Annotated in this window: 15 protein-coding genes and 6 pseudogenes; 12 read left to right on the top strand and 9 right to left on the bottom strand. The window is 68.1% G+C overall.

Features of this window, described 5'->3' with window-relative positions:
- Positions 1-139 precede the first annotated feature (139 nt).
- The 7 genes and pseudogenes from QC826_RS16435 (at position 140) to QC826_RS16405 (ending at position 10,375) form a co-directional block, all read left to right on the top strand.
- Entirely contained in the window at positions 140-748 is a 609-nt protein-coding gene (locus QC826_RS16435; protein ID WP_279761597.1) for a phosphatase PAP2 family protein, read from the top strand.
- A gap of 119 nt (positions 749-867) precedes the next feature.
- Positions 868-4,399 (top strand): annotated as a pseudogene (gene smc / locus QC826_RS16430) (chromosome segregation protein SMC).
- Positions 4,396-5,544, top strand: a complete 1,149-nt coding sequence (locus QC826_RS16425; RefSeq protein WP_279761596.1) for a cell division protein ZipA C-terminal FtsZ-binding domain-containing protein — start codon at positions 4,396-4,398, stop codon at positions 5,542-5,544. The pseudogene smc and the gene QC826_RS16425 overlap by 4 nt, the downstream one beginning before the upstream one ends.
- A gap of 35 nt (positions 5,545-5,579) precedes the next feature.
- Positions 5,580-7,942, top strand: a pseudogene (gene ligA / locus QC826_RS16420) (NAD-dependent DNA ligase LigA).
- Between the two features lie 29 nt (positions 7,943-7,971).
- On the top strand, positions 7,972-8,868 hold the full coding sequence (gene galU, locus QC826_RS16415; protein ID WP_279761595.1) for a UTP--glucose-1-phosphate uridylyltransferase GalU: 897 nt from the start codon (positions 7,972-7,974) through the stop codon (positions 8,866-8,868).
- Positions 8,865-9,401: a peptide deformylase gene (gene def / locus QC826_RS16410; RefSeq protein WP_279761594.1), complete on the top strand. Its 537-nt coding sequence runs from the start codon at positions 8,865-8,867 to the stop codon at positions 9,399-9,401. Before galU ends, def begins: the two co-directional genes overlap by 4 nt.
- A 17-nt stretch (positions 9,402-9,418) precedes the next feature.
- Positions 9,419-10,375, top strand: coding sequence for an ion channel (locus QC826_RS16405; protein WP_093383696.1), 957 nt, complete (start codon positions 9,419-9,421; stop codon positions 10,373-10,375).
- A gap of 37 nt (positions 10,376-10,412) precedes the next feature.
- On the opposite strand, the gene QC826_RS16400 is transcribed toward QC826_RS16405, so the two are convergent.
- Positions 10,413-10,835, bottom strand: a complete 423-nt coding sequence (locus tag QC826_RS16400; protein WP_279761593.1) for a hypothetical protein — start codon at positions 10,833-10,835, stop codon at positions 10,413-10,415.
- A 291-nt stretch (positions 10,836-11,126) separates the two neighbouring features.
- On the opposite strand from QC826_RS16400, the pseudogene QC826_RS31695 reads away from it, so the two are divergent.
- The 4 genes and pseudogenes from QC826_RS31695 to QC826_RS16380 all read left to right on the top strand — a co-directional run.
- A pseudogene (locus tag QC826_RS31695) lies at positions 11,127-11,642 on the top strand (DUF4118 domain-containing protein); the annotation flags it as partial.
- A 163-nt stretch (positions 11,643-11,805) separates the two neighbouring features.
- Positions 11,806-12,456 (top strand): annotated as a pseudogene (locus QC826_RS16390) (diguanylate cyclase domain-containing protein); the annotation flags it as partial.
- 91 nt (positions 12,457-12,547) lie between these two features.
- Positions 12,548-13,078: pseudogene (locus QC826_RS16385) on the top strand (EAL domain-containing protein); the annotation flags it as partial.
- 49 nt (positions 13,079-13,127) lie between these two features.
- On the top strand, positions 13,128-13,412 hold the full coding sequence (locus tag QC826_RS16380) for an EAL domain-containing protein (RefSeq protein WP_279761591.1): 285 nt from the start codon (positions 13,128-13,130) through the stop codon (positions 13,410-13,412).
- Positions 13,413-13,551: 139 nt separating this feature from the next.
- Here QC826_RS16380 and QC826_RS16375 read toward each other — a convergent pair whose 3' ends face one another.
- Together QC826_RS16375 and QC826_RS16370 are read right to left on the bottom strand one after the other, a co-directional pair.
- Entirely contained in the window at positions 13,552-14,094 is a 543-nt protein-coding gene (locus QC826_RS16375; protein WP_279761590.1) for an FxDxF family PEP-CTERM protein, read from the bottom strand.
- Positions 14,095-14,148: 54 nt separating this feature from the next.
- The gene (locus QC826_RS16370; RefSeq protein WP_279761589.1) at positions 14,149-14,709 is read right to left on the bottom strand and encodes an FxDxF family PEP-CTERM protein; all 561 of its coding nucleotides are present in this window, start codon (positions 14,707-14,709) and stop codon (positions 14,149-14,151) included.
- Positions 14,710-15,036: 327 nt separating this feature from the next.
- On the opposite strand from QC826_RS16370, the gene QC826_RS16365 reads away from it, so the two are divergent.
- Positions 15,037-15,465 (top strand): GFA family protein, encoded by a 429-nt coding sequence (locus QC826_RS16365; protein WP_279761588.1) that lies wholly within the window; start codon positions 15,037-15,039, stop codon positions 15,463-15,465.
- 19 nt (positions 15,466-15,484) lie between these two features.
- Here the strand turns inward: QC826_RS16365 and QC826_RS16360 are convergent, their stop codons facing one another.
- The 6 genes and pseudogenes from QC826_RS16360 to QC826_RS16335 form a co-directional block, all read right to left on the bottom strand.
- On the bottom strand, positions 15,485-16,258 hold the full coding sequence (locus tag QC826_RS16360) for a PilZ domain-containing protein (RefSeq protein WP_313872626.1): 774 nt from the start codon (positions 16,256-16,258) through the stop codon (positions 15,485-15,487).
- Positions 16,259-16,423: 165 nt separating this feature from the next.
- The gene (locus QC826_RS16355) at positions 16,424-17,173 is read right to left on the bottom strand and encodes a pseudouridine synthase (RefSeq protein WP_279761587.1); all 750 of its coding nucleotides are present in this window, start codon (positions 17,171-17,173) and stop codon (positions 16,424-16,426) included.
- Positions 17,174-17,232: 59 nt separating this feature from the next.
- Positions 17,233-19,796, bottom strand: a pseudogene (locus tag QC826_RS16350) ([protein-PII] uridylyltransferase).
- A 21-nt stretch (positions 19,797-19,817) separates the two neighbouring features.
- Positions 19,818-20,645 (bottom strand): type I methionyl aminopeptidase, encoded by an 828-nt coding sequence (map, locus tag QC826_RS16345; RefSeq protein WP_409567654.1) that lies wholly within the window; start codon positions 20,643-20,645, stop codon positions 19,818-19,820.
- A 188-nt stretch (positions 20,646-20,833) separates the two neighbouring features.
- Positions 20,834-20,950: a PEP-CTERM sorting domain-containing protein gene (locus QC826_RS16340; RefSeq protein WP_279761586.1), complete on the bottom strand. Its 117-nt coding sequence runs from the start codon at positions 20,948-20,950 to the stop codon at positions 20,834-20,836.
- Positions 20,951-21,084: 134 nt separating this feature from the next.
- Complete coding sequence (locus QC826_RS16335; RefSeq protein ID WP_279761585.1) at positions 21,085-21,600, bottom strand: MHFG family PEP-CTERM protein; 516 nt, start codon at positions 21,598-21,600, stop codon at positions 21,085-21,087.
- Between the last annotated feature and the right edge of the window lie 414 nt (positions 21,601-22,014).

Genomic DNA, 22,014 nt, shown 5'->3' with positions numbered 1-22,014 from the left:
AAAATGCGGGCAAATGTGGTTCAATGATGCACCGCCGCAAAAAAACCACGCCGCTTTCCGGCCGGGCGGCGTCGTCAAACCATTGTTCGCAGGGCAAACTTTTTTACTGGATTTTATGATTTGGTGGCATTTTTTGAGTGTGTTGGGCGGCCTTTCGGTCACCGGTCCCCTGGGCATCGCCATCGCCGGTTGGCTGCTGGCGGGTAGATCCTGGCGCCTGACGCTGTCCTGGTGCTGGCTGTTCGGCATCGGCATGGCCCTGGTGGTGGCCACCAAGGTCGCCTTCATCGGCTGGGGCGTCGGCTCGGCGTCGTTCGAGTTCGGCGGCATCAGCGGCCACGCCATGCGCGCCGGCGCGGTGTATCCGGTGGCCGGCTACCTGGCCTTCCGCCACGCCGGCGTCCCGCTGCAGCGCCTGGCCGTGCTGGCCGGCGTGCTGCTGGCGCTGTTGATCGGCGTCTCGCGCCTGGAGGTGAAAGCGCATTCGATGTCCGAGGTGGTCACCGGCTGCCTGCTCGGCCTGAGCGTGGCGGCGGCCTTCATCCGCATGGCGAGCGCCGAGCCGTCGATGGCGCCGAGCCGGGTGCTGGTGGCGCTGTGCCTGCCCATCCTGCTGATCACGCCAAAGCTGGAGCCGGTGCCGACCGAGGCGTGGATGACCGGCCTGGCGCTGTATTTGTCCGGCCACGAGCAGCCCTTCACGCGCCACATGTGGCGGCAGATGCGCCTGCCGCCCGTGCTCGGCTGAGGCGGGCGCGGGCCGGGCGCGCTGTTTGGCTGTTTTTGGCCTGATTTGCCCCGCAAAATGGTATGATTAACCACTTATCCTTCACCTAAGGCCAGTCCTGGCATAGAACCCTAAACAACGTGCGACTCTCTTCCATCAAATTGTCGGGATTCAAGTCATTCGTCGATCCCACCAATTTCCAGGTGCCGGGTCAGCTGGTTGGCGTGGTCGGTCCCAATGGCTGCGGCAAGTCGAACATCATCGACGCCGTGCGCTGGGTGCTGGGCGAGTCGAAAGCCTCGGAGCTGCGCGGCGAGTCGATGCAGGACGTCATCTTCAACGGCTCGACCCACCGCAAGCCGGCCGGCCGCGCCTCGGTCGAGCTGGTGTTCGACAACAACGACGGCAAGGCCGCCGGCCAGTGGGGCCAGTACGCCGAGATCGCCGTCAAGCGCACCCTGACGCGCGACGGCACCTCGACCTACTACATCAACGGCCAGCCGGTGCGCCGGCGCGACATCCAGGACATCTTCCTCGGCACCGGCCTCGGCCCGCGCGCCTACGCCATCATCGGCCAGGGCATGATCTCGCGCATCATCGAGTCGCGCCCGGAGGAGCTGCGCGTCTTCCTGGAGGAGGCGGCCGGCGTGTCGAAGTACAAGGAGCGCCGCCGCGAGACGGAGAACCGGCTCAACGACACGCGCGAGAACCTGTTGCGGGTCGACGACATCCTGCGCGAGCTCAACGCCAACCTGGAGAAGCTCGAGGCGCAGGCCGTCGTCGCCAACAAGTTCCACAGCATGCAGGCCGACCAGGACGAGAAGCAAAAGCTGCTCTGGCTGCTGCGCAAGAACGAGGCCGAGAGCGAGCAGAAGCGCTGCTTCCGTGACATGGAGCAGGCCCAGACCGACCTGGAGGAACAGACCGCCAAGCTGCGCCACGTCGAGCTGTCGCTCGAGCAGATGCGCCAGGCCCACTTCGCCGTCGGCGACCGCCTGCACCAGGCGCAGGGCCAGTTGTACCAGACCAACGCCGAGATCGGCAGCCTGGAGGCGCAGATCAAGTTCGTGCTGGAGTCGCGCAGCCGCTTGCAGAACCAGCTGGCCACCCTGGCCGCCCAGCGCGACCAGTGGCAGAACCAGGCGCAGGAATACGCCGAGCAGATCGAGGAGGCCGAGTTCAACCTGGAGGAACTGTCGGCCAAGGTTGAGCAGTCGCAGATGATGGCCGAACAAAAGGCCGAGTCGCTGCCGGAGTTGGACGCCGCCTGGCGCGCCGCGCAGGAGCGCAGCACCGAGTCGCGCGGCCGCATCATGCAGGCGCAGCAGCAGCTCGAGCTGGAGTCGGCGCAGCAGCGCAACGCCTCGAACATCCTGTCCGGCCTGGCGACGCGGCGCGAGCGCCTGCAACAGGAAAAAAACGGCCTGAACCTGCCCGACAGCAGCCACCTGGCCAACCTCAAGCTGCAACTGGAGGAGAAGCAGCAGGCGCTCGAGGAGCAGGGCTACCACTTGGAGGAGGCGCTCGAGCAGCAGCCGCTGCTGGAGCAGGAGCGCCAGGCGGCGCAGGCCCAGGTCAACGCCGAAACGACCGCCAACGCCCAGCTGGAGGCGCGCCTGAACGCGCTGCGCCAGATGCAGGAGCGGGTGCAGAGCCAGGGCAAGGTGCAGCCGTGGCTGCAAAAACACGAGTTGGACGGCCTGCCGCGCCTGTGGCAGAAGCTGCAGATCGAGGCCGGCTGGGAAACCGCGCTGGAGGCGGTGCTGCGCGAGCGCACCTCGGCGCTGCAAATGTCGAACATCGACTGGGCCAAGGCCTTCTTCAACGACGCGCCGCCGGCCAAGCTGGCGCTGTACGCGCCGTCGACCACGGCGCCGACCGCCGCCGCCGCCGAGCCGCCCGGCCTGAAGCCGTTTTTGAGCCTGCTGAAATTGAACGACCCCGGCCTGCGCGGCCTGCTGCAGGATTGGCTGCACAACGTCTACCTGGCCGAGGACGCCGCCGCCGCCTTCGCCGAGCGCGGCCTGCTGCCGGCCGGCGCCAGCTTCGTCACCCGCCAGGGCCACGTGGTCAGCCAGTCCAGCGTGCGCTTCTACGCCGCCGACTCGGAGCAGGACGGCATGCTGGGCCGCCAGCAGGACATCGACAACATCACCAAACAACTGCGCGCCCAGCAGATGCTGGCCGACGAGGCGCGCGCCCCGCTCGGTGCGGGCCGAGGCGGCGCTGTCGCACAACACGCGCCAGCTGGCCGAACTGCGCGCCAAGAGCCAGAGCCTGACCCAGGCCGTGCACACCCTGCAGCTCGACGTGGTCAAGCTGTCCGAGGTGGAGGCGCGCTTCAACCAGCGCAGCGGGCAGATCGCCGCCGACCTGGCCGAGATCGCCGCCCAGGAGGCCGAGCAGATGCAGGCCAAGATGGAGTCGGAGGAGAAGTTCGAGCAGCTCGACATGGCGCTCGGCGACCTGCAGGGCGCCCACGAGGACGGCCAGACCCTGTTCCTGCAAATGGAGCAGCGCCTGAGCGACGCGCGCGAGGCGCTGCGCGACCTGGAGCGCAAGGCGCAGGAGGCGCAGTTCGCCGAGAAGAGCGGGCGCAGCAAGATCGAGGAGCTGCGCCGCAGCATCGCCACCGCCACCACCCAGGCGGCGCAGGTGGCCGCCAGCCTGCTGGCCGGCCAGCAGGAGCTGGAGAACCTGGAGTCCGGCGCCGCCGCCGACGGCCTGCAGGACCTGCTGCAGCGCCGCACCGAGCAGGAGAAGGCGCTGTCGGACGCGCGCCACGAGCTCGACCAGATCACCCAGCAGCTGCGCGGCGCCGAGGAGGCGCGCATGCAGTCCGAGCGCAGCCTGCAGCCGCAGCGCGACAAGATCATGGAGATGCAGCTCAAGGAGCAGGCGGCGCGCCTGAACCAGGAGCAGTTCGCCGCCCAGCTGTTGGAGGTGCAGGCCGACGAGGCGGCGCTGGCCGGCAAGCTGCACCCCGATTTGAAGCCGTCCTATTTGCAGGGCGAGGTGACCCGGCTGGGCAACGCCATCGCCGGCCTGGGCGCCGTCAACCTGGCCGCGCTCGACGAGCTGTCGCAGGCGTCCGAGCGGAAGAACTTCCTCGACGCCCAGAACGCCGACCTGAACGAGGCGATCAACACCTTGCAGGACGCGATCCACAAGATCGACAAGGAAACCCGCGAGCTGTTGCAGGACACCTTCGAGCGCGTCAACGGCCACTTCTCCGAGCTGTTCCCGATTTTGTTCGGCGGCGGCCAGGCGCGCCTGATCATGACCGGCGACGAGATCCTCGACTCCGGCGTGCAGGTCATGGCGCAACCGCCGGGCAAGAAGAACGCCACCATCCATTTGCTGTCCGGCGGCGAGAAGGCGCTGACGGCGACGGCGCTGGTGTTCTCCATGTTCCGCCTGAACCCGGCGCCGTTCTGCCTGCTCGACGAGGTCGACGCACCGCTGGACGACGCCAACACGGAACGTTTTTGCCGGATGGTCAAACGGATGTCCGAGCATACCCAATTCCTCTTCATCTCGCACAACAAGATTGCGATGGAGATGGCCAATCAACTGATCGGTGTGACGATGCAGGAGCAGGGCGTATCGCGCATCGTGGCGGTGGACATGGAGTCCGCCGCCCATTTCGCTTCCGAGGCACAAGCAGCATGACAGATCTCCAATTGAGTTTAATGGCGGCCGGTGGCGTATTCATCGTCGGCGTTTTTTCCTACAACAAGTGGCAGGAGCACAAGGCCAAGAAGAGTGTCGAACGCGCCTTCTCGTCGGACCACGACGACGTGCTGATGCGCGCCGGCGAGGCGCCGCAGGTGCGCCAGGAGCCGAGCTTTTCGAGCGACGAGGCCGCCGCTCCGGCGCGTGGCCCGGCGCACGCGCCTAGCGCCGCGCCCGAGCACGCCGCCGGCCAGCACGCCGCCGGCGCGGCCGGCGCCGGTGCCGACGCCGCCACCGCCACGCCCGCCGCGGCGGCGCCCGGCCACGCCAGTCCGGAGGCCGACAAGGCCACCAGCCTGGTCGACCCTTTGATCGACTGCCTGCTGCCGTTGGCGCTGGAGGGCGCGGCGCGCGGCGAGAAGATCCTGCCGGCGCTGCAAACGCTGCGCATGGTCGGCAACAAGCCGGTGCACTACATCGGCCTGGCCGTCAGCGGCGAATGGGAACCCATCGTCCACGGCGGCGTCTACACCAAACTGCAGGGCGGCGTGCAGCTGGCCAGCCGCAGCACCGCCTTGAACGAGCTGGAGTACTCCGAGCTGGTGACGCGCCTGCGCGCCATGGCCGACGAGATCGGCGCCGAGCCGGAGATTCCGGACATGATCGAGGTGATGGCCGAGGCGCGCAATCTGCACCGCTTCGTCGCCGGCCACGACGCCCAGCTGGGCGTCAACCTGGCCAGCAACGGCGCGCCGTGGTCGATCGTCACCCTGCTCGGCGCCTTGGAGAAGCAGGGCTTCGACCTGCGTCCCGACGGCCGCTACGTGATGCCGGACGGCGAGGGCGGCCACTTGTTCACCCTGTCGACCAACGTCACCCTGGCCGAGGAGACCACCGCCCGCCTGACCCTGCTGCTCGACGTGCCCTGCGTGGCGCCGGCGCGCGACGGTTTCGGCGCCATGGTGGCCTGCGCCAAGTCGCTGGTCGGCCGGCTCGACGCCACCATCGTCGACGACTACAACCAGCCGCTGAGCGACGCGGCGCTGGCCGAGATCGCCGGCCAGGTGCAGGACTTCTACACCGAGATGAACGACGCCGACATCCCGGCCGGCTCGACCCGCGCGCTGCGCCTTTTTAGCTGAACAATAAAACCAAACACCGAAGCTGAACACCGCACATGAACGATACTAGCCACCAGGACGGCGCCGCGCGCGCCGCCTGGCTCACCGCCGAATTGAACCGGCACCTGCACGCCTACCACGTGCTCGACGCCCCCACCATCCCCGACGCCGAATACGACCGCCTGTTCGCCGAACTGCAGGCGCTGGAGGCGGCCCACCCCGAGCTGCAGGCGGCCGATTCGCCGACCCTGCGGGTGGGCGCGCCGCCGCTGCCGCAGTTCGAGCAGATCACCCACACGGTGCCCATGCTGTCGCTCAACAACGGCTTCTCCGACGAGGACATCGAGAACTTCGACCGCCGCGTGCGCGACGGCCTGGGCGACGGCGAGGTCGAATACGCCGCCGAGGTCAAGTACGACGGCCTGGCGATCAACCTGCGCTATGTCGACGGCGTGCTGCGCCAGGCGGCGACGCGCGGCGACGGCTACACCGGCGAGGACGTCACGGCCAACATCCGCACGGTGCGCTCGATCCCGCTGCGCTTGAACAGCGCCACGCCGCCGGCCGTGCTCGACGTGCGCGGCGAAGTCTTGATGTTCAAGAGCGACTTCGCCGCCATGAACGCGCGCCAGCGCGCCGCCGGCAACAAGGAGTTCGTCAATCCGCGCAACGCCGCCGCCGGCAGCCTGCGCCAGCTCGACTCGCGCGTCACCGCCGAGCGCAAGCTGAGCTTCTTTGCCTACGGCGTCGGCGCGCTGGAGGGCGCCGAGCTGCCCGAGTCGCACTCGGCGCTGCTGGCCTGGTTCCAGCAACTGGGCCTGCCGGTGGCGCGCGAGGCCGACGTGGTGCAGGGCCTGGACGGCCTGCTCGGCTACTACCGCCGCATCGGCGCCGAGCGCCCGGCCATGCCCTACGAGATCGACGGCGTGGTCTACAAGGCCAACCGCCTGCGCGACCAGCGCGCGCTCGGCTTCGTCTCGCGCGCGCCGCGCTTCGCGTTGGCGCACAAATTCCCCGCCGAGGAGGCGCTGACCACCGTGCTGGCGATCGAGGTGCAGGTCGGGCGCACCGGCGCCATCACGCCGGTGGCGCGGCTGGCGCCGGTGTTCGTCGGCGGCGTCACCGTCACCAACGCCACCCTGCACAACGAGGACGAGGTGCTGCGCAAGGACGTGCGCGTCGGCGACACCGTCATCGTGCGGCGCGCCGGCGACGTCATCCCCGAGGTGCTGGCGGTGGTGCTGGAGAAGCGCGCGCAGCCCGAGCCGGCGCGCTACGAGCTGCCCAAGCGCTGCCCGGTGTGCGACTCGCACGTGGTGCGCGAGGTCGACGAGGCCATCGCGCGCTGCTCCGGCGGCCTGTTCTGCTCGGCCCAGCGCAAGGAGGCGATCCGCCACTTCGCCGGCCGCCGCATGATGGACATCGAGGGTCTGGGCGACCGCTACATCGACAACCTGGTCGAACACGGCAAGGTGCACCGCGTCGCCGACCTGTACCTGCTGACCATGGAGCAGCTGCTCGACATGAAGCGCCTGGCCGACGAGCGCGACGGCAGCACGCCCGAGACCGTCGTCCAAGGCAAGGTGGCCACCAAGTGGGCCGACAACCTGCTCGAGGCCATCGCCGCCAGCAAAAAGCCGCCGCTCGAGCGCCTGCTGTTCGCGCTGGGCATCCGCCACGTCGGCGAGTCGACCGCCAAGACGCTGGCCGAGTGGCTGGGCCGCTTCGAGCTGGTGCGGCGCGCCCCGGTGGCGCTGCTGCGCGTGCTGCCCGACATCGGCGGCACGGTGGCCGTCTCGATCGCCGAGTTCTTCGCCGAGCCGCGCAACCAGGAGGCGATCGACGCCCTGCTGGCGCAGGGCGTGGCGCCGCAGGGCGAGCACGCCCCCAGCGCCCACCTGCGCGAGCAGCTCGACCCGGTCAAGCTGCTGGCCGCGCTGGCCATTCCCAAGTTGACCGAGCCGCGCAGCCGCCAGCTGATCGAGCAGGGCGTCACGCTCGACAAGCTGGCCGGTCTGCCGGTGTTCGACGTCTGGGCCTGCCGCCCGCCGTGGCGCAGGCGCTGGAGGAGTGGATGCGCCTGCCCGGCAGCCGCGAGCAGGTGCGCGCGCTGGCCGCGCTGCGCGAGGAGCTGCTGGCGCAACTGCCGGCGGCGGCGCAGCAGGGGCCGATGACGGGCAAGACCTTCGTCCTCACCGGCACCTTGCCCAACATGAGCCGCGACGAGGCGGCCGAGCTGGTCGAGGCGGCCGGCGGCAAGGTGTCCGGCTCGGTGTCGAAGAAGACCAGTTACGTGGTGGCCGGCGCCGAAGCCGGCAGCAAATTGAGCAAGGCGCAGGAGCTGGGCGTGGCCATTCTCGACGAGGCCGGCCTGCTGGCCCTGTTGAACGTGGCCGCGCCGCCGGCCGCAGCAGAATAAACCGCAACCGATAGCAAGGACCACAGACCATGACCAGAATTACCAAAGCAGTCTTCCCGGTGGCCGGCCTCGGCAGCCGTTTCCTGCCCGCCACCAAGGCGCAGCCGAAGGAGATGCTGCCCATCGTCGACAAGCCGCTGATCCAGTACGCCGTCGAGGAGGCGGTCGCCGCCGGCATCACCGACATGATCTTCATCACCGGCCGCAACAAGCGCGCCATCGAGGACCACTTCGACAAGGCCTACGAGCTGGAGGCCGAGCTGGAGGCGGCCAACAAGCAGTACCTGCTCGAGCTGGTGCGCAACGTCATCCCCAAGCACATCAACTGCATCTACATCCGCCAGTCGGCGCCGCTGGGCCTGGGCCACGCCGTGCTGTGCGCCCGTCCGGTGGTGGGCAACGAGCCCTTCGCCGTGATGCTGGCCGACGACTTCATGGACACCGCCGACGGCGTCAAGCCGGTGCTGGCGCAAATGACCGAGGTCTACGCCTACGAGCGCTGCAGCCTGCTGGCGGTGCAGGACGTGCCGCGCGCGCAGACGCGCCAGTACGGCATCGTCAGCGCCTCGCGCTACCAGGAGAAGCTCGAGCTGGTCTCGGGCATCGTCGAGAAGCCGGCGCCAGAGCTGGCGCCGTCGACCCTGGCGGTGGTCGGCCGCTACGTGCTGTCGGGCCGCATCTTCGACTACCTGGAGCACCTGGGCACCGGCACCGGCGGCGAGATCCAGCTGACCGACGGCATCGCCGCGCTGATGCGCGACGAGCGCGTGCTGGCCTACCGCTACGACGGCCAGCGCTACGACTGCGGCTCCAAGCTGGGCTACCTGAAGGCGATGACGGCGATGGGACTGAAGCACGCCGAGACGGGCGCCGAGTTCCGCGACTTCCTCGCCGAGCTGCACATCGAACGGGAAAACGCCAAATGACGGTGCGCGAGATCCTCAAAATGGGCGACCCGCGCCTGCTGCGCGTGGCCGAGCCGGTGCGCGAGTTCGCCACGGCCGAGATGGACGCGCTGATCGCCGACATGTTCGACACCATGCACGCGGCCAACGGCGCCGGCCTGGCGGCGCCGCAGATCGGCGTCAACCTGCAACTGGTGATCTTCGGCTTCCGGCAGAACCAGCGCTACCCGGAGGCGCCGCAGGTGCCCGAGACGGTGCTGATCAACCCGCTGCTGACGCCGCTCTCAGACGAACTGGAGGAGGGCTACGAGGGCTGCCTGTCGGTGCCCGGCCTGCGCGGCAGCGTGCCGCGCTGGACCAGCCTGCGCTACGAGGGCGTCGACCAGTCCGGCCAGACTATCCGGCGCGAGGTCGACGGCTTCCACGCCCGCGTGGTGCAGCACGAGGTCGACCACCTGCACGGCATCCTCTACCCGATGCGCATCAAGGACTTCTCCCGTTTCGGCTACACCGCCGTGATGTTCCCCGAGCTCGATCCCGACCAAGACGACTAAGCCATGAAGAATAAGCCATGAAGCCGACCGCCCATCCGCTGCGTCCCAAGGTCGGCACCGTGCGCGGCGCCTTCAGGCTGGGCAACTCGCAGATCAAGCGGGTCGGCGTGAGCCGCTGGAACTGGAGCGACTCCTACCACTGGATACTCACGCTGAGCTGGCCGATGTTCTTCGCCTGGGTGCTGCTGGCCTACCTGCTGACCAACCTGTTCTTCGCCACCGCCTTCTACCTGGTGCCCGGCTCGGTGGCCAACGCCCGGCCCGGCTCCTACCTGGACATGGTGTTCTTCTCGATCGAGACGCTGGCCACCGTCGGCTATGGCTACATGAACCCGGCCACCACCTACGGCCACCTGGTGGCGTCCACCGAGATCCTGCTCGGCATGGCCGAGGTGGCCACCGTCACCGGCCTGTTGTTCGCCCGCTTCTCGCGGCCGTCGTCGCGCATCCTGTTCTCCGAGGCGGCGGTGGTGACCAACTTCAACGGCGTGCCGACCCTGATGATCCGCGCCGGCAATGAGCGCAGCAACCTGATCCTCGAGGCCTCGGTGCGCGCCTCGTTGGTGCGCCGCGAGCACACCTTGGAGGGCCAGTTGTTCACACGCTTCTACGACCTCAAGCTGGAGCGCGAGCAGAGCGGCGTGTTCGCGCTGAGCTGGACCATCATGCATAGCATCGGCATCGACAGCCCGCTGTACGGCAAGACGCAGAAGGATCTGCACGACGAGGGCACCACCTTGACCGTGGCCATCTCCGGCACCGACGACACGCTCAACGACTTCGTCCACGCGCGCCAGAGCTACGCCGCCGAGCACATCTTCTTCGGCCACCACTTCGCCGACATCCTGTCCGACAAGCTGCCCGGCCCGGGCGGCGACGTGCGCATCCTCGACTTCGGCAAGTTCCACGACATCATCGCCGACGGCAGCGACGACGGCGCCGCCTCGGGCGGCGCCATGGCCCACCCGGGCTAGCGCGGCACCGCAGCAGCGCGCCGCGCCGCGCGGCCCCTCAGTCGCCCAGCAGGTCGCGCGCGTTGAGCAGCGCGTAGACGATCTCCGGCTGCTGGTCGAGGCGGCGGCGCAGCGCCGCCGGCACCGCCTCGCGCGTCTTGCGGCACAGGCCGGGGCGCTCCAGCAATTCGATCGCCAGGCCGCGCACCGTGCGCACGCCGCGCGCGCTGGGCGTGATGCGCAGCTCGACGCCGAGTTGGGCGCGCAGGCGCTGCTCCAGCGTGAGCAGCTCGGCGTAGCTGGCCAGCGCGCCGATGTGATCCAACAGCTTGCGCTCCTCCTCGCGGGTCAGGCGCAGCACGCGCAGGTCGGCCGGCGCCGCCTCGGCGCCCGCGTCCGGCGCCAGCAGCGCCTCGCGGCCGCAGACGCAGGCGCCGGGCGGACATTCTTTGCGGATGGGGAAGGGCGGCGCGACGGACATGGCGGCGGACGGGCGTGGGTGGCGTGGGCGGGCGGCGGAGCCGGGCCGCCAATTCTACCGCGTTCGCGCGGCGCCGTGCGGCCCGCCGCCGGCCGCCGTGAAATGTATGTTTTTATACAATTCGAGAGCGGAATCGCGGCCGCGAGTGTTGTTGCTTCTGTGGCGCCGGTTTGACATAGATCATGGAATTCACCTGATCCGTTTGCGATATCGCAACTATCACGTTGTTTTTCGTCGAGGAATGCTACTCTTGAGCAATCCTTTTCCACTCCGCCAAGACAGGACTCTTGTATGCCCAAGAGGAATCATTTTATCGCGCTGGTCACCGCCAGCTATGTCGCCCTGGCGCTGCTGTGGATACTGCTGTCGGACCGCTTGCTGCTGGCCTTCGGCGACCTCGCCTCGATGTACTGGCTGTCGCAGGCCAAGGGCATCGCCTTCGTCGCCGCCAGCGCCACCGGCTACTTCTTCGCGCTGCGCGCCGTCGCCATGCGCACGCCGGACGGGCAGCAGTCGACGCTGGACCTGCTGGCCGGCGGCCTGGCGCCGAGCAGCCGTCCGCAGTGGAGCAACTACCTGCTGGCGCTGGTATTGACCGCCGCCATGCTGTTCCTGCGCGCCCAGCTCGGCCTGGGCAACGGCACGCGGCCGCTGATGATCCTGTTCATGTTCCCGATCATCCTCAGCGCCCTGCTGGGCGGCGTCGGGCCGGGCTTGCTGGCGACGGCGGTGGCGGCCGTTTGGGCCAAGATGTACGTCGTCGCCCCGCTGCACAGCCTGGCCTTCGACGACGACCACGACCTGCTGCAATGGGTCGTGCTGCTGGTCAACGGCGCCATGATCAGCGTGCTCAGCGAACTGTTGCGCGGCGCCCTGGTCAAGGGGCAGATCGACCGCGGCCTGATTAACAGCGTTGTTTCCGGCACGCCCGACGCGATCTTCGTCAAGGACGCTGCAGGGCCGCTACCTGATGGCCAACGACGCCACCGCGCAGTTCGTCGGCCGCACGCGCGAGCAGATACTGGGCCGCGACGACCGCGCCATCTTCCCCACCCACCAGGCCGCCGCGCTGATCGAAAGCGACCGGGCCATCATGGCCGCCGGCCTCACCGCCACGCACGAGGAGCTGCTCAGCTGCGCCGACGGCCGCGAGGTGCTGTTCCACACCACCAAGGGGCCGGTGTTCGACAAGAACGGCCGCGTGGTCGGCCTGTTCGGCATCTCGCGCGACGTCACCGAGCGCCGCCGCGCCGAGGAGAAGATCGAATACCTGGCCCACTTCGACGCGCTGACCGGCCTGCCCAACCGGGTCCAGCTGGCCGAACGGGCCGGCTACGCGATCAGCTTGGCGCAACGCAACAACGAGCACCTGGCGCTGATGTTCCTCGACCTCGACCACTTCAAGGACGTCAACGATACGCTCGGCCACAGCGTCGGCGACGCCGTGCTGGTCGGCCTGGCCAAGCGCCTGCTGGCCGAGCTGCGCGTCGAGGACACCGTTTCGCGGCTGGGCGGCGACGAGTTCATCCTGCTGGTCCACGCCGGCGACGCGCGCGGCCTGTCGCAGGTGGTCGAGAAGGTGCTGGCGCTGGTGGCGCGGCCGCACCAGGTCGAGCAGCACCAGTTGACGTTGACCGGTTCGATCGGCATCGCGCTGTATCCGGCCGACGGCAACGAACCTCGAGGAGCTGGTCAAGTGCGCCGACGCGGCGATGTACCGGGCCAAGAAGAACGGCCGCAACGGCTATTGCTTCTTCACCGCCGAGATGCAGGCGCGCACGGCGCGCCACATGCAGATCGTCGGCGCGCTGCGCCAGGCGCTGCGGCTGGGGCAGCTGGCGGTGCACTACCAGCCGCAGTTCGCCGCGCGCGACGGCCGCATCGTCGGCGCCGAGGCGCTGCTGCGCTGGCAGCATCCGGAACTGGGCGCGGTGTCGCCGGCCGAGTTCATTCCGGCGGCCGAGGAGAGCGGTTTGATCCTCGAGCTGGGCGAATGGGTGCTGCGCACGGCGGTGCGCCAGGCCAAGGACTGGATGGACGCCGGCATGGCGCCGCTGGTGATGGCGGTGAACCTGTCGGCGGTGCAGTTCCGCCATCCCAACCTGCCCGACCTGATCCGCGCCATCCTGCGCGAGGTCGGCCTGGCGCCGGAATACCTCGAGCTCGAGCTGACCGAGAGCGGCGCCATGCAAGACCCGCCGAGCGCCATCGCGGTGATGAACAAGTTGCGCGAGCAGGGCGTGCGCATGTCGATCGACGACTTCGGCACCGGCTATTCCTCGCTCAGCTACTTTGAAGAAGTTCAAGGTCTACAAGCTGAAGATCGACCAGTCCTTCGTGCGCGACATCAGCACCGACCCGGAGGACAAGGCGATCGTCGTGGCCATCATCAACATGGCCAAAGGCCTCGGCCTGCAGACCATCGCCGAGGGCGTCGAAACGCTGGCCCAGCTCGAGTTCCTGCGCCAGCAGGGCTGCGACGAGATGCAGGGCTACCACTACAGCCGGCCGCTGCCGGCGGCCCAGTTCGAGCAGTTCGCCCGGGCCAGGAGCGACAAGGTGTTGGCGCTGGCCTGAGCCTGCGGGGTGGCGGCCTTACCCCGCAAGCAAAGGGGTCTGACCCCGTACGGGGTCAGACCCCGGCTTCCGCGTCCAGGGGGGTAAAAAAATGCGCACCGAGGTGCGCATTTTGCCGTGCTGCGTAGGCGTTGGCCGCTTAGGCGGCTTTGCGGCGGCGCGCCAGGAAGGCCATGATGCCCAGGCCGCCGAGCAGCATGGCGTAGGTTTCCGGTTCCGGCACCGCCGTGATGAAGACGGTGCCGCCGTAGGCGGTGCCGCTGGTCGACAGCACGCTGCCGTTGACCGCCACGTAGTAGTCGGTGTTGGCGGCGATGTTGACGCCGGCGAAGCGCCAGTAGCCGCTGCCGGCCTGCGCCACCGACGAATCGGCTTCGCTGACCTCGATCGCGCTGCTGCCGACCAGCGAGTTGTTCGAGGCCAGGTACAGGCCGAAGGAGCTGATGGTCACTTCCGTTTTCACCGTGTGCAGCAGGGCGTCGGTGATGTAGGCGCTGGCGTCGGTGGTGAAGGTGAAGTGGTCGCTGAAGTCGCCGGCGCCGGCGAAGGAGTTGCCCAGGTTGTCGCTGTTGAAGTCGATCAGGTTGACCAGCGCATGGTCGACCGGGGTCACGGCCTGCGCCTGCGGGGCAAACATGCTTGCGCTCAGGGCGATGGCGGCCAGCGCCGCTTTTGTCGTCATATTCATTTTGTGGGCCTTTCAGTCGGTGTGGGGCGGATGCGGGGCGCGGGCGGCTCAGGCGGCCGGGCCGCGGCGGCGCTGGCGGCGGGCCATCAGGCCGACCATGCCGAGGCCGAGGCCGAGCATGCCGTAGGTGGCCGGCTCGGGCACGGCGGAGACCAGTTTGCCCGACAAGGCGTAGGAGCCGCCCGGCTTGGACACGGTGATGCCGCTGACGCTGATCGAGTAGTTGCCGTTGACCAGATCGAGCGTCGGCAGCTTCCACAACTCGGACACGCCGGTCTGGACCATGCTGCCGGCCGAGTTGATCGGGCCGCTCAGGGTGAAGTTGCTCAGGTCCATGCCGAGCAGCGCCGACTGGGCGTCCGACGAGACCTGGAAGTTGCTGAAGGTCGCATGGCCCGTCGCCGACGCCACGCTGAAGGTGAACACGTCGGTGAAGGTGCTGCCGGCCAGGATGGTCTTGCCGAAGCCGGCGCCGTCGTTGGTGTTGCCGCCGACGAAGACCAGCGCCTTGCTGGCGTGGCTGACGTCGGCCGCCTGCGCCGCCGACATGCCCAGGCCGGCGGCGGCGATGGCCGCCGCGATGATGGTTGTATTGACGAATTGTTTCATGTGGCACCACTCCTGCAAGGATTGATCGATGAAAATATTTCGTCCGGCGGGGCGGCGGCCGGAAAGGGTTTGGAGCAATCAAGCTCTACTGGAATTTAGGATAGCATAACTTTTGGAAATTAATTGTTAATTATAGATGTTTAATTACCGTGAGGAAATATTATCGACATTTCCGCGACATATGATTTCCACAAGGAATTTTATGGCCGGAGAATGTTTTAACCCGGGCAAGTGAAGGCCGTCCCGGGCGCTTGCCGTGCCTGCGCCGGGTGGAAATTATTTTCTTGGAATGTTTGCTAGAATGGCTATTTTGAGCAAGGAGACCGCATGTCGATTCCCGCCACCGTCGCCTGCCTGTGCGGCAAGGTCGAGCTGGCGCTCGGCGCCGCGCCGCAGGCCCGCGCCAACTGCCATTGCGCCAGCTGCCGCGACTTCTACGCCACGCCCATGTTGGCGGCGAGCGCCTGGGCCGCCGCCGACGTCCGCGTGGTGAAGGGGGAGCCGCGCCGCTACGCCCATCCGGATAAGCAAATGAGCCGGGCGTTCTGCGCCGAGTGCGGCGAATTGATGTTCGGCACCAACCGGCTGGGCATGACGGTGCTGCCCAACGGCCTGGCGGCGCGCGCCGCCGGCGGCGCGCTGCCGCCGGCGCTGGCGCCGCAGATGCATTTGTTCTACGCCGAGCGGGTGCTCGAGGTGGCCGACGCCCTGCCCAAATACCTGCAGGGCTGGGACGGCCCGCTGCTGGCCGACTAGCCGGCGCGGCGGCTGGCGGCTAGTGGCCGCCGGCCTTGCGGCTGGCGCTGAGGCGGTCGAGCTGGCGCGCCAGCTCCTCCTGCATCATCGGCGACAGGTTGGCGAATTGGCAGCCGATCTGCACCTGCTCGCCGAGCAGGAAGGAGCGGAAGGTGCGCGACAGGCGGATGTCGAGGTCGGCGATCATCACCGCCTCCGGCCCCAGCTCCAGGCGCACCCGCTGCAGGCGGCGGCCGACGTGCAGGCCGACCGCGTCGCGCGGCGCGGCGCGCATGCCGACGCCGCCGGCCGAGAAGTCGTACAACTGCAGCTCGTAGGGCTTGCCGTTGAGCACGAACGAGGCCAGGTAGTAGATCCCCAGCGGCGTCTCGAGGCGCTGGGCGGCGCGCCGGTTGAGGATCTGGCACTTCTCCGGGAAGGCGGCCGGCACCAGGGTCGGCTGGTTGGCCAGCGGCGACCAGTCCGGCGAACTCAGCTTGAACTGCATCTTGGCGCTGCGCAGCCAGGCCACCAGCACGCACTCGCCCGGCGGGATGTATTCGCCCTCGTTGAGCTCGAGCACGAAGTAGGGGTTGTCCGGGTCGACCGAGCGGATCCGCCCCATCACCACGTTGGTGCTGCTGGCCGGGTAGATCGACACCGGGTCGCCGGTCTCGGCCAGCAGGGCCAGCGAATTGCCGATCTCGTCCGGATCGGTCATGTCGTGCGGCTTGGAACCGAAGGGGATCGGCTCGACCGCGTCGGACAGGCGCGGCGGGCCCCGGCGGAATTCGTTAGGTAGTGGATCGTTCACGACGGCATATCTCTTTGATAGTTTCCAATGGGAAGCAAATTCCGGTTCGAAGAGTTTACATTTTATTCGCCGCTTTGGCTTGCTAAATGGCAAGAATTTCGCGTCGCGGGCGACAAGCGCCGGCCCGTTTGGCGCGGCGACAACGTTTTGTCCCTGACAATCTTATCAGAATTGCTCGTCCGGGCGCAGATAGCGCCATTGGCCGACCGGCAGGTCGCCCAGCTTGACCTTGCCGATGCGCACCCGCTTGAGGCCGACCACGCGCAGCCCGACCATCTCGCACATGCGGCGGATCTGCCGCTTCTTGCCCTCGCGCAGGGTGAAGCTGAGCTGGTCCTCGTTCTGCCAGCGCACCTTGGCCGGCAGCAGCGCCTTGCCGTCCATCCACAGGCCGTGGTTGAGCTTTTTCAGCGCCGCCTCGGGCAGCGTGCCCTCGCCGGTGTATTGCACGCGCACCAGGTATTCCTTGTCGACGTCGGTGTCGTGGCCGATCAGGTGCTTGGCGACGCGGCCGTCCTGGGTCAGCACCAGCAGGCCGACCGAGTCGATGTCGAGGCGGCCGGCCGGCACCAGGCTGCGCAGCTGGGTCGGGTGGAACTGCTCGTCGGCGCCGCACTCGGCCCAGCGGTTCTCCGCCTTGATCAAGGCCACGGCCGGCTGGTAGCCGTCCTCGGCCTGGCCGCTGACATAGCCCATCGGCTTGTTGAACAGCACGGTGACGCGCTTCGACTGTTCGGCGGCGGCCTGCCGCTCGACCGTCACGCGTTGGCTCGGGTAGACCTTGCTGCCCAGTTCGGACACCACCTGGCCGTCGACCCGCACCCAGCCGCGGGCGATCCATTCGTCGGCCTCGCGGCGCGAGCACAGGCCCAGTTCGGACATGCGTTTGGATAAGCGTAAGAGTTCTTCGGTCATGGTTCTGTTTCTGCTTCTATATCGTTGGATTGCGGTTGTTCGGGGTGGCGCGGCGCGGCTCAGACCTTGAGCGCCTCGAGCAGTTCGGTCTCGAGCTGCAGCTGCAGGCGCGTGTTGTTGAGGGCGGCGCCGTCGACCAGGAAGACGTCCTCGACCCGCTCGCCCAGGGTCATCACCTTGGCCGTGTGCAGGTTGATCTTGTACTTGGTGAGCACGTTGGCGATGGCGTACAGCAGGCCGGTGCGGTCGTTGGCCGCCACCGACAGCAGGTAGTACTGGCCGCGCTCGTCGGGCCGCAGGTCGACCGTCGGCTGGATCGGGAAGGAGCGCGACAGGCGCGACAGGCGGCCCCGGCCCGGCGCCGGCAGCGCCGCCTGGCTGACCAGCAGCTCGGCCAGCTCGTGCTCGATCAGGTTGATGATGTCGCGGTAGCTGTTGGCGAAGCTCTGCTCGGTGACCAGGAAGGTGTCGAGCGCGTAGCCGTGCCGGGTGGTGTGGATCTTGGCGTCGAGGATGCTGAAGTTCTTGCGGTCGAAGTAGCCGCAGATGCGGGCGAACAGGTCGGCCTGGTCCTTGACGTAGACGGCCACCTGCAGCTTCGCCGATCGGCGCCAGGCGGCACTTGACGACCGGCGTGGCGCTGCCCAGGCGGTCGTACAGGGCGCGCGTCTGCCAGGCGATGTCGGAGGCGTCGTGGCGCAGGAAGTAGGCGACGTCGAGCTGCTTCCACAGCGCCTCGTGGGCGTCGGGCGGCAGGCCGTACAGGCGCAGCGTGGCCAGCGCCTCCTGCTGGCGGTTCTTCAGCTCGCGGTCGGCCGAGGGCGGCTCGCCGCCCAGCACGCGCAGGGTGATGCGGTACACGTCCTCGAGCAGCTTGCCCTTCCAGGCGTTCCACACCTTCGGACTGGTGCCGCGGATGTCGGCCACCGTCAGCAAATACAGCGCGGTGAGGTGGCGCTCGTCCTTGGCCAGCTTGGCGAAGGCGGCCACCACGTCGGGGTCGGACAGGCCCTGCTTCTGCGCCACCTGCGACATGGTCAGGTGGTTTTCGACCAGGAAGACCACCAGCTCGGTGTCCTCGGCGCTCAGGCCGTGGTCGTGGCAGAACTGCGCCGCGTCCACCGTGCCCAGCTTGGAGTGGTCGCCGCCGCGGCCCTTGGCGATGTCGTGGAACAGCGCGCCCAGGTAGAGCAGCCAGGGCTGCGGGAAGTTGGCCATCAGCTGGCTGCAGAAGGGGTACTCGTGGGCGTGCTCGGGCATGGTGAAGCGGCGCATGTTGCGCACCACCATCAGGATGTGCTGGTCCACCGTGTAGACGTGGAACAGGTCGTGCTGCATCTGGCCGACGATCTTGCGGAAGTTGGGCAGGTAGCGGCCCAGCACCGACAGGTCGTTCATGCGCCGCAGCGCGTGGATGATGCCGACCGGGGCCTGCAGGATGCGCAGGAACAGGGCGCGGTTGCGCGGGCTGGCGGAACGCCGTGTCGATCTTGAAGCGTTCGTGCCACAGCGCGCGGGTGGCGCGCGCCGTCATGCCCTTCAAGGCCGGCCGCTCGGTCATCAGGACGAAGATCTCCAGCATGGCCGACGGCGTGCGCTCGAAGGTGTCGTCGTCGGCGATGTCGATGAAGCCGTTCAGCTCGTTGAAGCGCTGGTTGATCGGCAGCGCCACGCCGGACGGCGGGAACAGGCGCTCCTCGATGTTCTGCAGCAGGATGGTGTTGAGCTGGGTCACCGTCTTGGCCGCCCAGTAGTAGCGCTGCATCAGGTATTCGCTGGCGCGGCGCATGTTGGCGCCGCTGCCGGTGGCCTGCAGGCCCAGCGTCTCGGCCAGCGCGGTCTGGATGTCGAACACCAGGCGGTCCTCGCGGCGGCCGGCGTGCAGGTGCAGGCGCACGCGGATGTCCTTGAAGGCGCGCTCCTTCTCCATCAGCTGCTTGGCCTCGGTCTGGGTGATCAGGCCGCCGGTGGCCAGGGTGCGCCAGGAGCTGGCCAGGCCGGCCGCCTTGGCCAGCCACAGGATCACCTGCAGGTCGCGCAGGCCGCCCGGGCTCTCCTTGCAGTTCGGCTCCAGGCTGAAGGCGGTGTCCTCGTACTTGGCGTGGCGCTGGCGCATCTCCAGCAGCTTGGCCTGGAAGAAGGCCTGCGGGTCCATCGCCGCGTCGTAGCGGCGCTGCAGCTCGGCGAACAGGGCGGCGTCGCCGCACACCAGGCGCGCCTCGAGCAGGCTGGTTTGCACCGTGATGTCGGCCTGCGACTCGCTCAGGCACTCGTCGACGGTGCGGATGCTGTGGCCGATCTCCAGCCCCAGGTCCCACAGCAGCTGCACCAGTTCCTCCAGCCGGGCGCGGGTGTCCTGGTCGGGCGCGCGGCCGAGCAGGATCAGCAGGTCGACGTCGGAGTACGGGTACAGCTCGCCGCGGCCGTAGCCGCCGACGCCGACCAGCGCCGTGTCGGCCGGCAGCGCGGCGGCCTGCCAGGCCGTCGCCAGCACCGCGTCGACGCTCTGGCGCAGGCTGCGCAGCAGCTTCTCCGGCATGCCGTCGGCCTGGAAGGCGGCGACGACGATCTGCCGGTCGGCCTTCAGTTGGCGTTTGAGTTGTTCACGCAGTTGCTGCTTCATCGCGGCGGCCGGCACGGTGGCTCAGACGGCGGTGGCGGCGGCGCTGGCGGCCAGCACGATGGCCGGCGGCGGCGGCGTGCCGGCCGAGTTGGTCAGCACCTCGTAGCCGGTCTCGGTGACCAGGATGGTGTGTTCCCACTGCGCCGACAGGCTGCGGTCCTTGGTTTTGATGGTCCAGCCGTCGCCCATCTCGCGGATTTCGCGCTTGCCGGCGTTGATCATCGGCTCGATGGTGAAGATCATGCCGGCCTTGAGCTCGTCGAGCGTGCCGGGACGGCCGTAGTGCAGCACCTGCGGCTCCTCGTGGAAGATCTTGCCGATGCCGTGGCCGCAGAACTCGCGCACCACGCTGTAGCCGGCCTTTTCGGCGTGCTGCTGGATGACGTGGCCGATATCGCCCAGGTGGGCGCCCGGCTTGACCTTGGCGATGCCCAGCCACATGCACTCGTAGGTGATGTCGGACAGGCGCTTGGCCAGGATCGACGGTTCGCCGATGAAGAACATGCGGCTGTTGTCGCCGTGGTAGCCGTCCTTGATGACGGTGATGTCGAGGTTGACCACGTCGCCGTTCTTGAGCACCTTGTCGCCCGGGATGCCGTGGCAGATGACGTCGTTGACCGAGGTGCAGATGGCCTTCGGATACGGCGTGTAGCCGGGCGGGCAGTAGTTCAGCGGCGCCGGGATGGTGCCCTGGACGTCGACCATGTAGGCGTGGCACAGGCGGTCGAGCTCGCCGGTGGTGACGCCGGCCTTGACGAAGGGGGTGATGTAGTCCAGCACCTCGGCGCCGAGGCGGCCGGCCACGCGCATGCCTGCGATGTCTTCGGCGGTTTTGATGGAAATGGACATAATGGGTCGCAATCTGCTAGGTAAACGGGGAGACAGGCATCGCGGCCGGGCCCGCCGCGGCGCGGGGGGCGCTGCGGCCGGCTCGGCGGGATGCGGATAGGATGAAATTATAAACGACGACGGGAGTGCGCGGGCGGGCCGCCGGGGGAGGGTGTGGCGGCGGCGGCCGGCGCCACAGCGGCGGCGGCTCAGGCGCGCTTGGCGGCGCGGCGCTTGGCCCAGCCGAGCAGGCCCAGGCCGGCCAGCAGCATGGCCCAGGTTTGCGCCTCGGGCACGGCGGAGGGGGTGAACTCGTGGTCGCCCACCGGATCGAAGGGGTTGCGGCCGCGTGCCAGCCAGCGCAGGCCTTCCTCGTCGTCGCCCAGCGCGACCAGCTCGGGGTCCAGGCCGCCCAGGCCGCGCGGCCCGCGTTTGCGCAGCTGCTCAAGCTCCTCCTCGGTCAGCTCCTCCTGCGGCTCGGCGTCGACCAGACCCAGCTGCCCTCGCCCTTGGCGCCGTCGTCCAGCGCGCGCGCGGCCGTCGCCGGCGGCGGCGCCATGGCCGTGGCCGGCGCCTTGCTGCGGCTCACCCGGCTGAAGTTGCCGCAGATCTTGGGCACCAGGATGCAGTGTTCCTTGGCGCAATAGACCACGCCCGGCTCGTCGCGCTCGGCGCTCCATTTGGCGCGCGTGACGCTGCGGCACACCGAGGCGCGGCCGAAGTGCATGTCGCGGATGGCCGGCTCGTAGGCGTACTTGCCGCCGATGCTGTCGCGCTTGATGCTGACCTTGTCGTCCGCTTGGCCCTGCTCGATGCGCCGCTTGAGTTCGGCGCGGATCTCGGCCGGGATGTCGCTGTAGCGCTCCAGCGCGGCCGCGGCGCTGCCGGTGTAGGGGTTCACGCCCGGCCGGTCCCACGAGCAGTGGGGTTGCACGGTTGAAATGGCAGCAAGCGTCAAGGCGAAGGCGACGGACATGGTGGGGTTCCTCTATGTAGTTCAGATTTGCTTCGTGTCGCAGTCGGGGTAGTTGGCAACACGGAACTAAACTTTTCCCTATGATAATATAAAACGGTCGTGCGTGCTTATCGGGCCATTGTTTTTTATAAAAGTAATTGCCATCCGGTGGCCGCCGCCCTCGCCGGCGCCGCACTGTTGTCGATAGTTTAACCATGGAAACGCTTGTTGTGTTGTCCAGGTTGACAAAACATGACGAGGATCACCCATCGCCACCACGGCCCGCCCGCCCGGGGCGCCCGGGCGCACGCCGCACTTGCCAAATCGGCTGGTTTCAGGGTACAATTTTGGGTTGCTTGAATTCGGTTTTGAGCAATGTTGTGAAGCAGCGGGGCGGGTGGCGTGTTGTTTGCCCCTCGTTCCGCCTCGAAAATC

The sequence above is a fragment of the Rugamonas sp. DEMB1 genome, assembly GCF_029834475.1.
GTDB lineage: Bacteria > Pseudomonadota > Gammaproteobacteria > Burkholderiales > Burkholderiaceae_D > Rugamonas > Rugamonas rubra.
This window is presented reverse-complemented; position numbering and strand designations above follow the sequence as displayed.

Excerpts from the sequence above, each read along its gene's own strand:
- QC826_RS16335 (WP_279761585.1), bottom strand. The coding sequence starts at position 21,600 with ATGTCCGTCGCCTTCGCCTTGACGCTTGCTGCCATTTCAACCGTGCAA.
- QC826_RS16365 (WP_279761588.1), top strand. The coding sequence starts at position 15,037 with ATGTCGATTCCCGCCACCGTCGCCTGCCTGTGCGGCAAGGTCGAGCTG.
- QC826_RS16425 (WP_279761596.1), top strand. The coding sequence starts at position 4,396 with ATGACAGATCTCCAATTGAGTTTAATGGCGGCCGGTGGCGTATTCATC.
- QC826_RS16355 (WP_279761587.1), bottom strand. The coding sequence starts at position 17,173 with ATGACCGAAGAACTCTTACGCTTATCCAAACGCATGTCCGAACTGGGC.
- QC826_RS16370 (WP_279761589.1), bottom strand. The coding sequence starts at position 14,709 with ATGAAACAATTCGTCAATACAACCATCATCGCGGCGGCCATCGCCGCC.
- QC826_RS16400 (WP_279761593.1), bottom strand. The coding sequence starts at position 10,835 with ATGTCCGTCGCGCCGCCCTTCCCCATCCGCAAAGAATGTCCGCCCGGC.
- galU (WP_279761595.1), top strand. The coding sequence starts at position 7,972 with ATGACCAGAATTACCAAAGCAGTCTTCCCGGTGGCCGGCCTCGGCAGC.
- def (WP_279761594.1), top strand. The coding sequence starts at position 8,865 with ATGACGGTGCGCGAGATCCTCAAAATGGGCGACCCGCGCCTGCTGCGC.
- QC826_RS16405 (WP_093383696.1), top strand. The coding sequence starts at position 9,419 with ATGAAGCCGACCGCCCATCCGCTGCGTCCCAAGGTCGGCACCGTGCGC.
- QC826_RS16375 (WP_279761590.1), bottom strand. The coding sequence starts at position 14,094 with ATGACGACAAAAGCGGCGCTGGCCGCCATCGCCCTGAGCGCAAGCATG.
- map (WP_409567654.1), bottom strand. The coding sequence starts at position 20,645 with ATGTCCATTTCCATCAAAACCGCCGAAGACATCGCAGGCATGCGCGTG.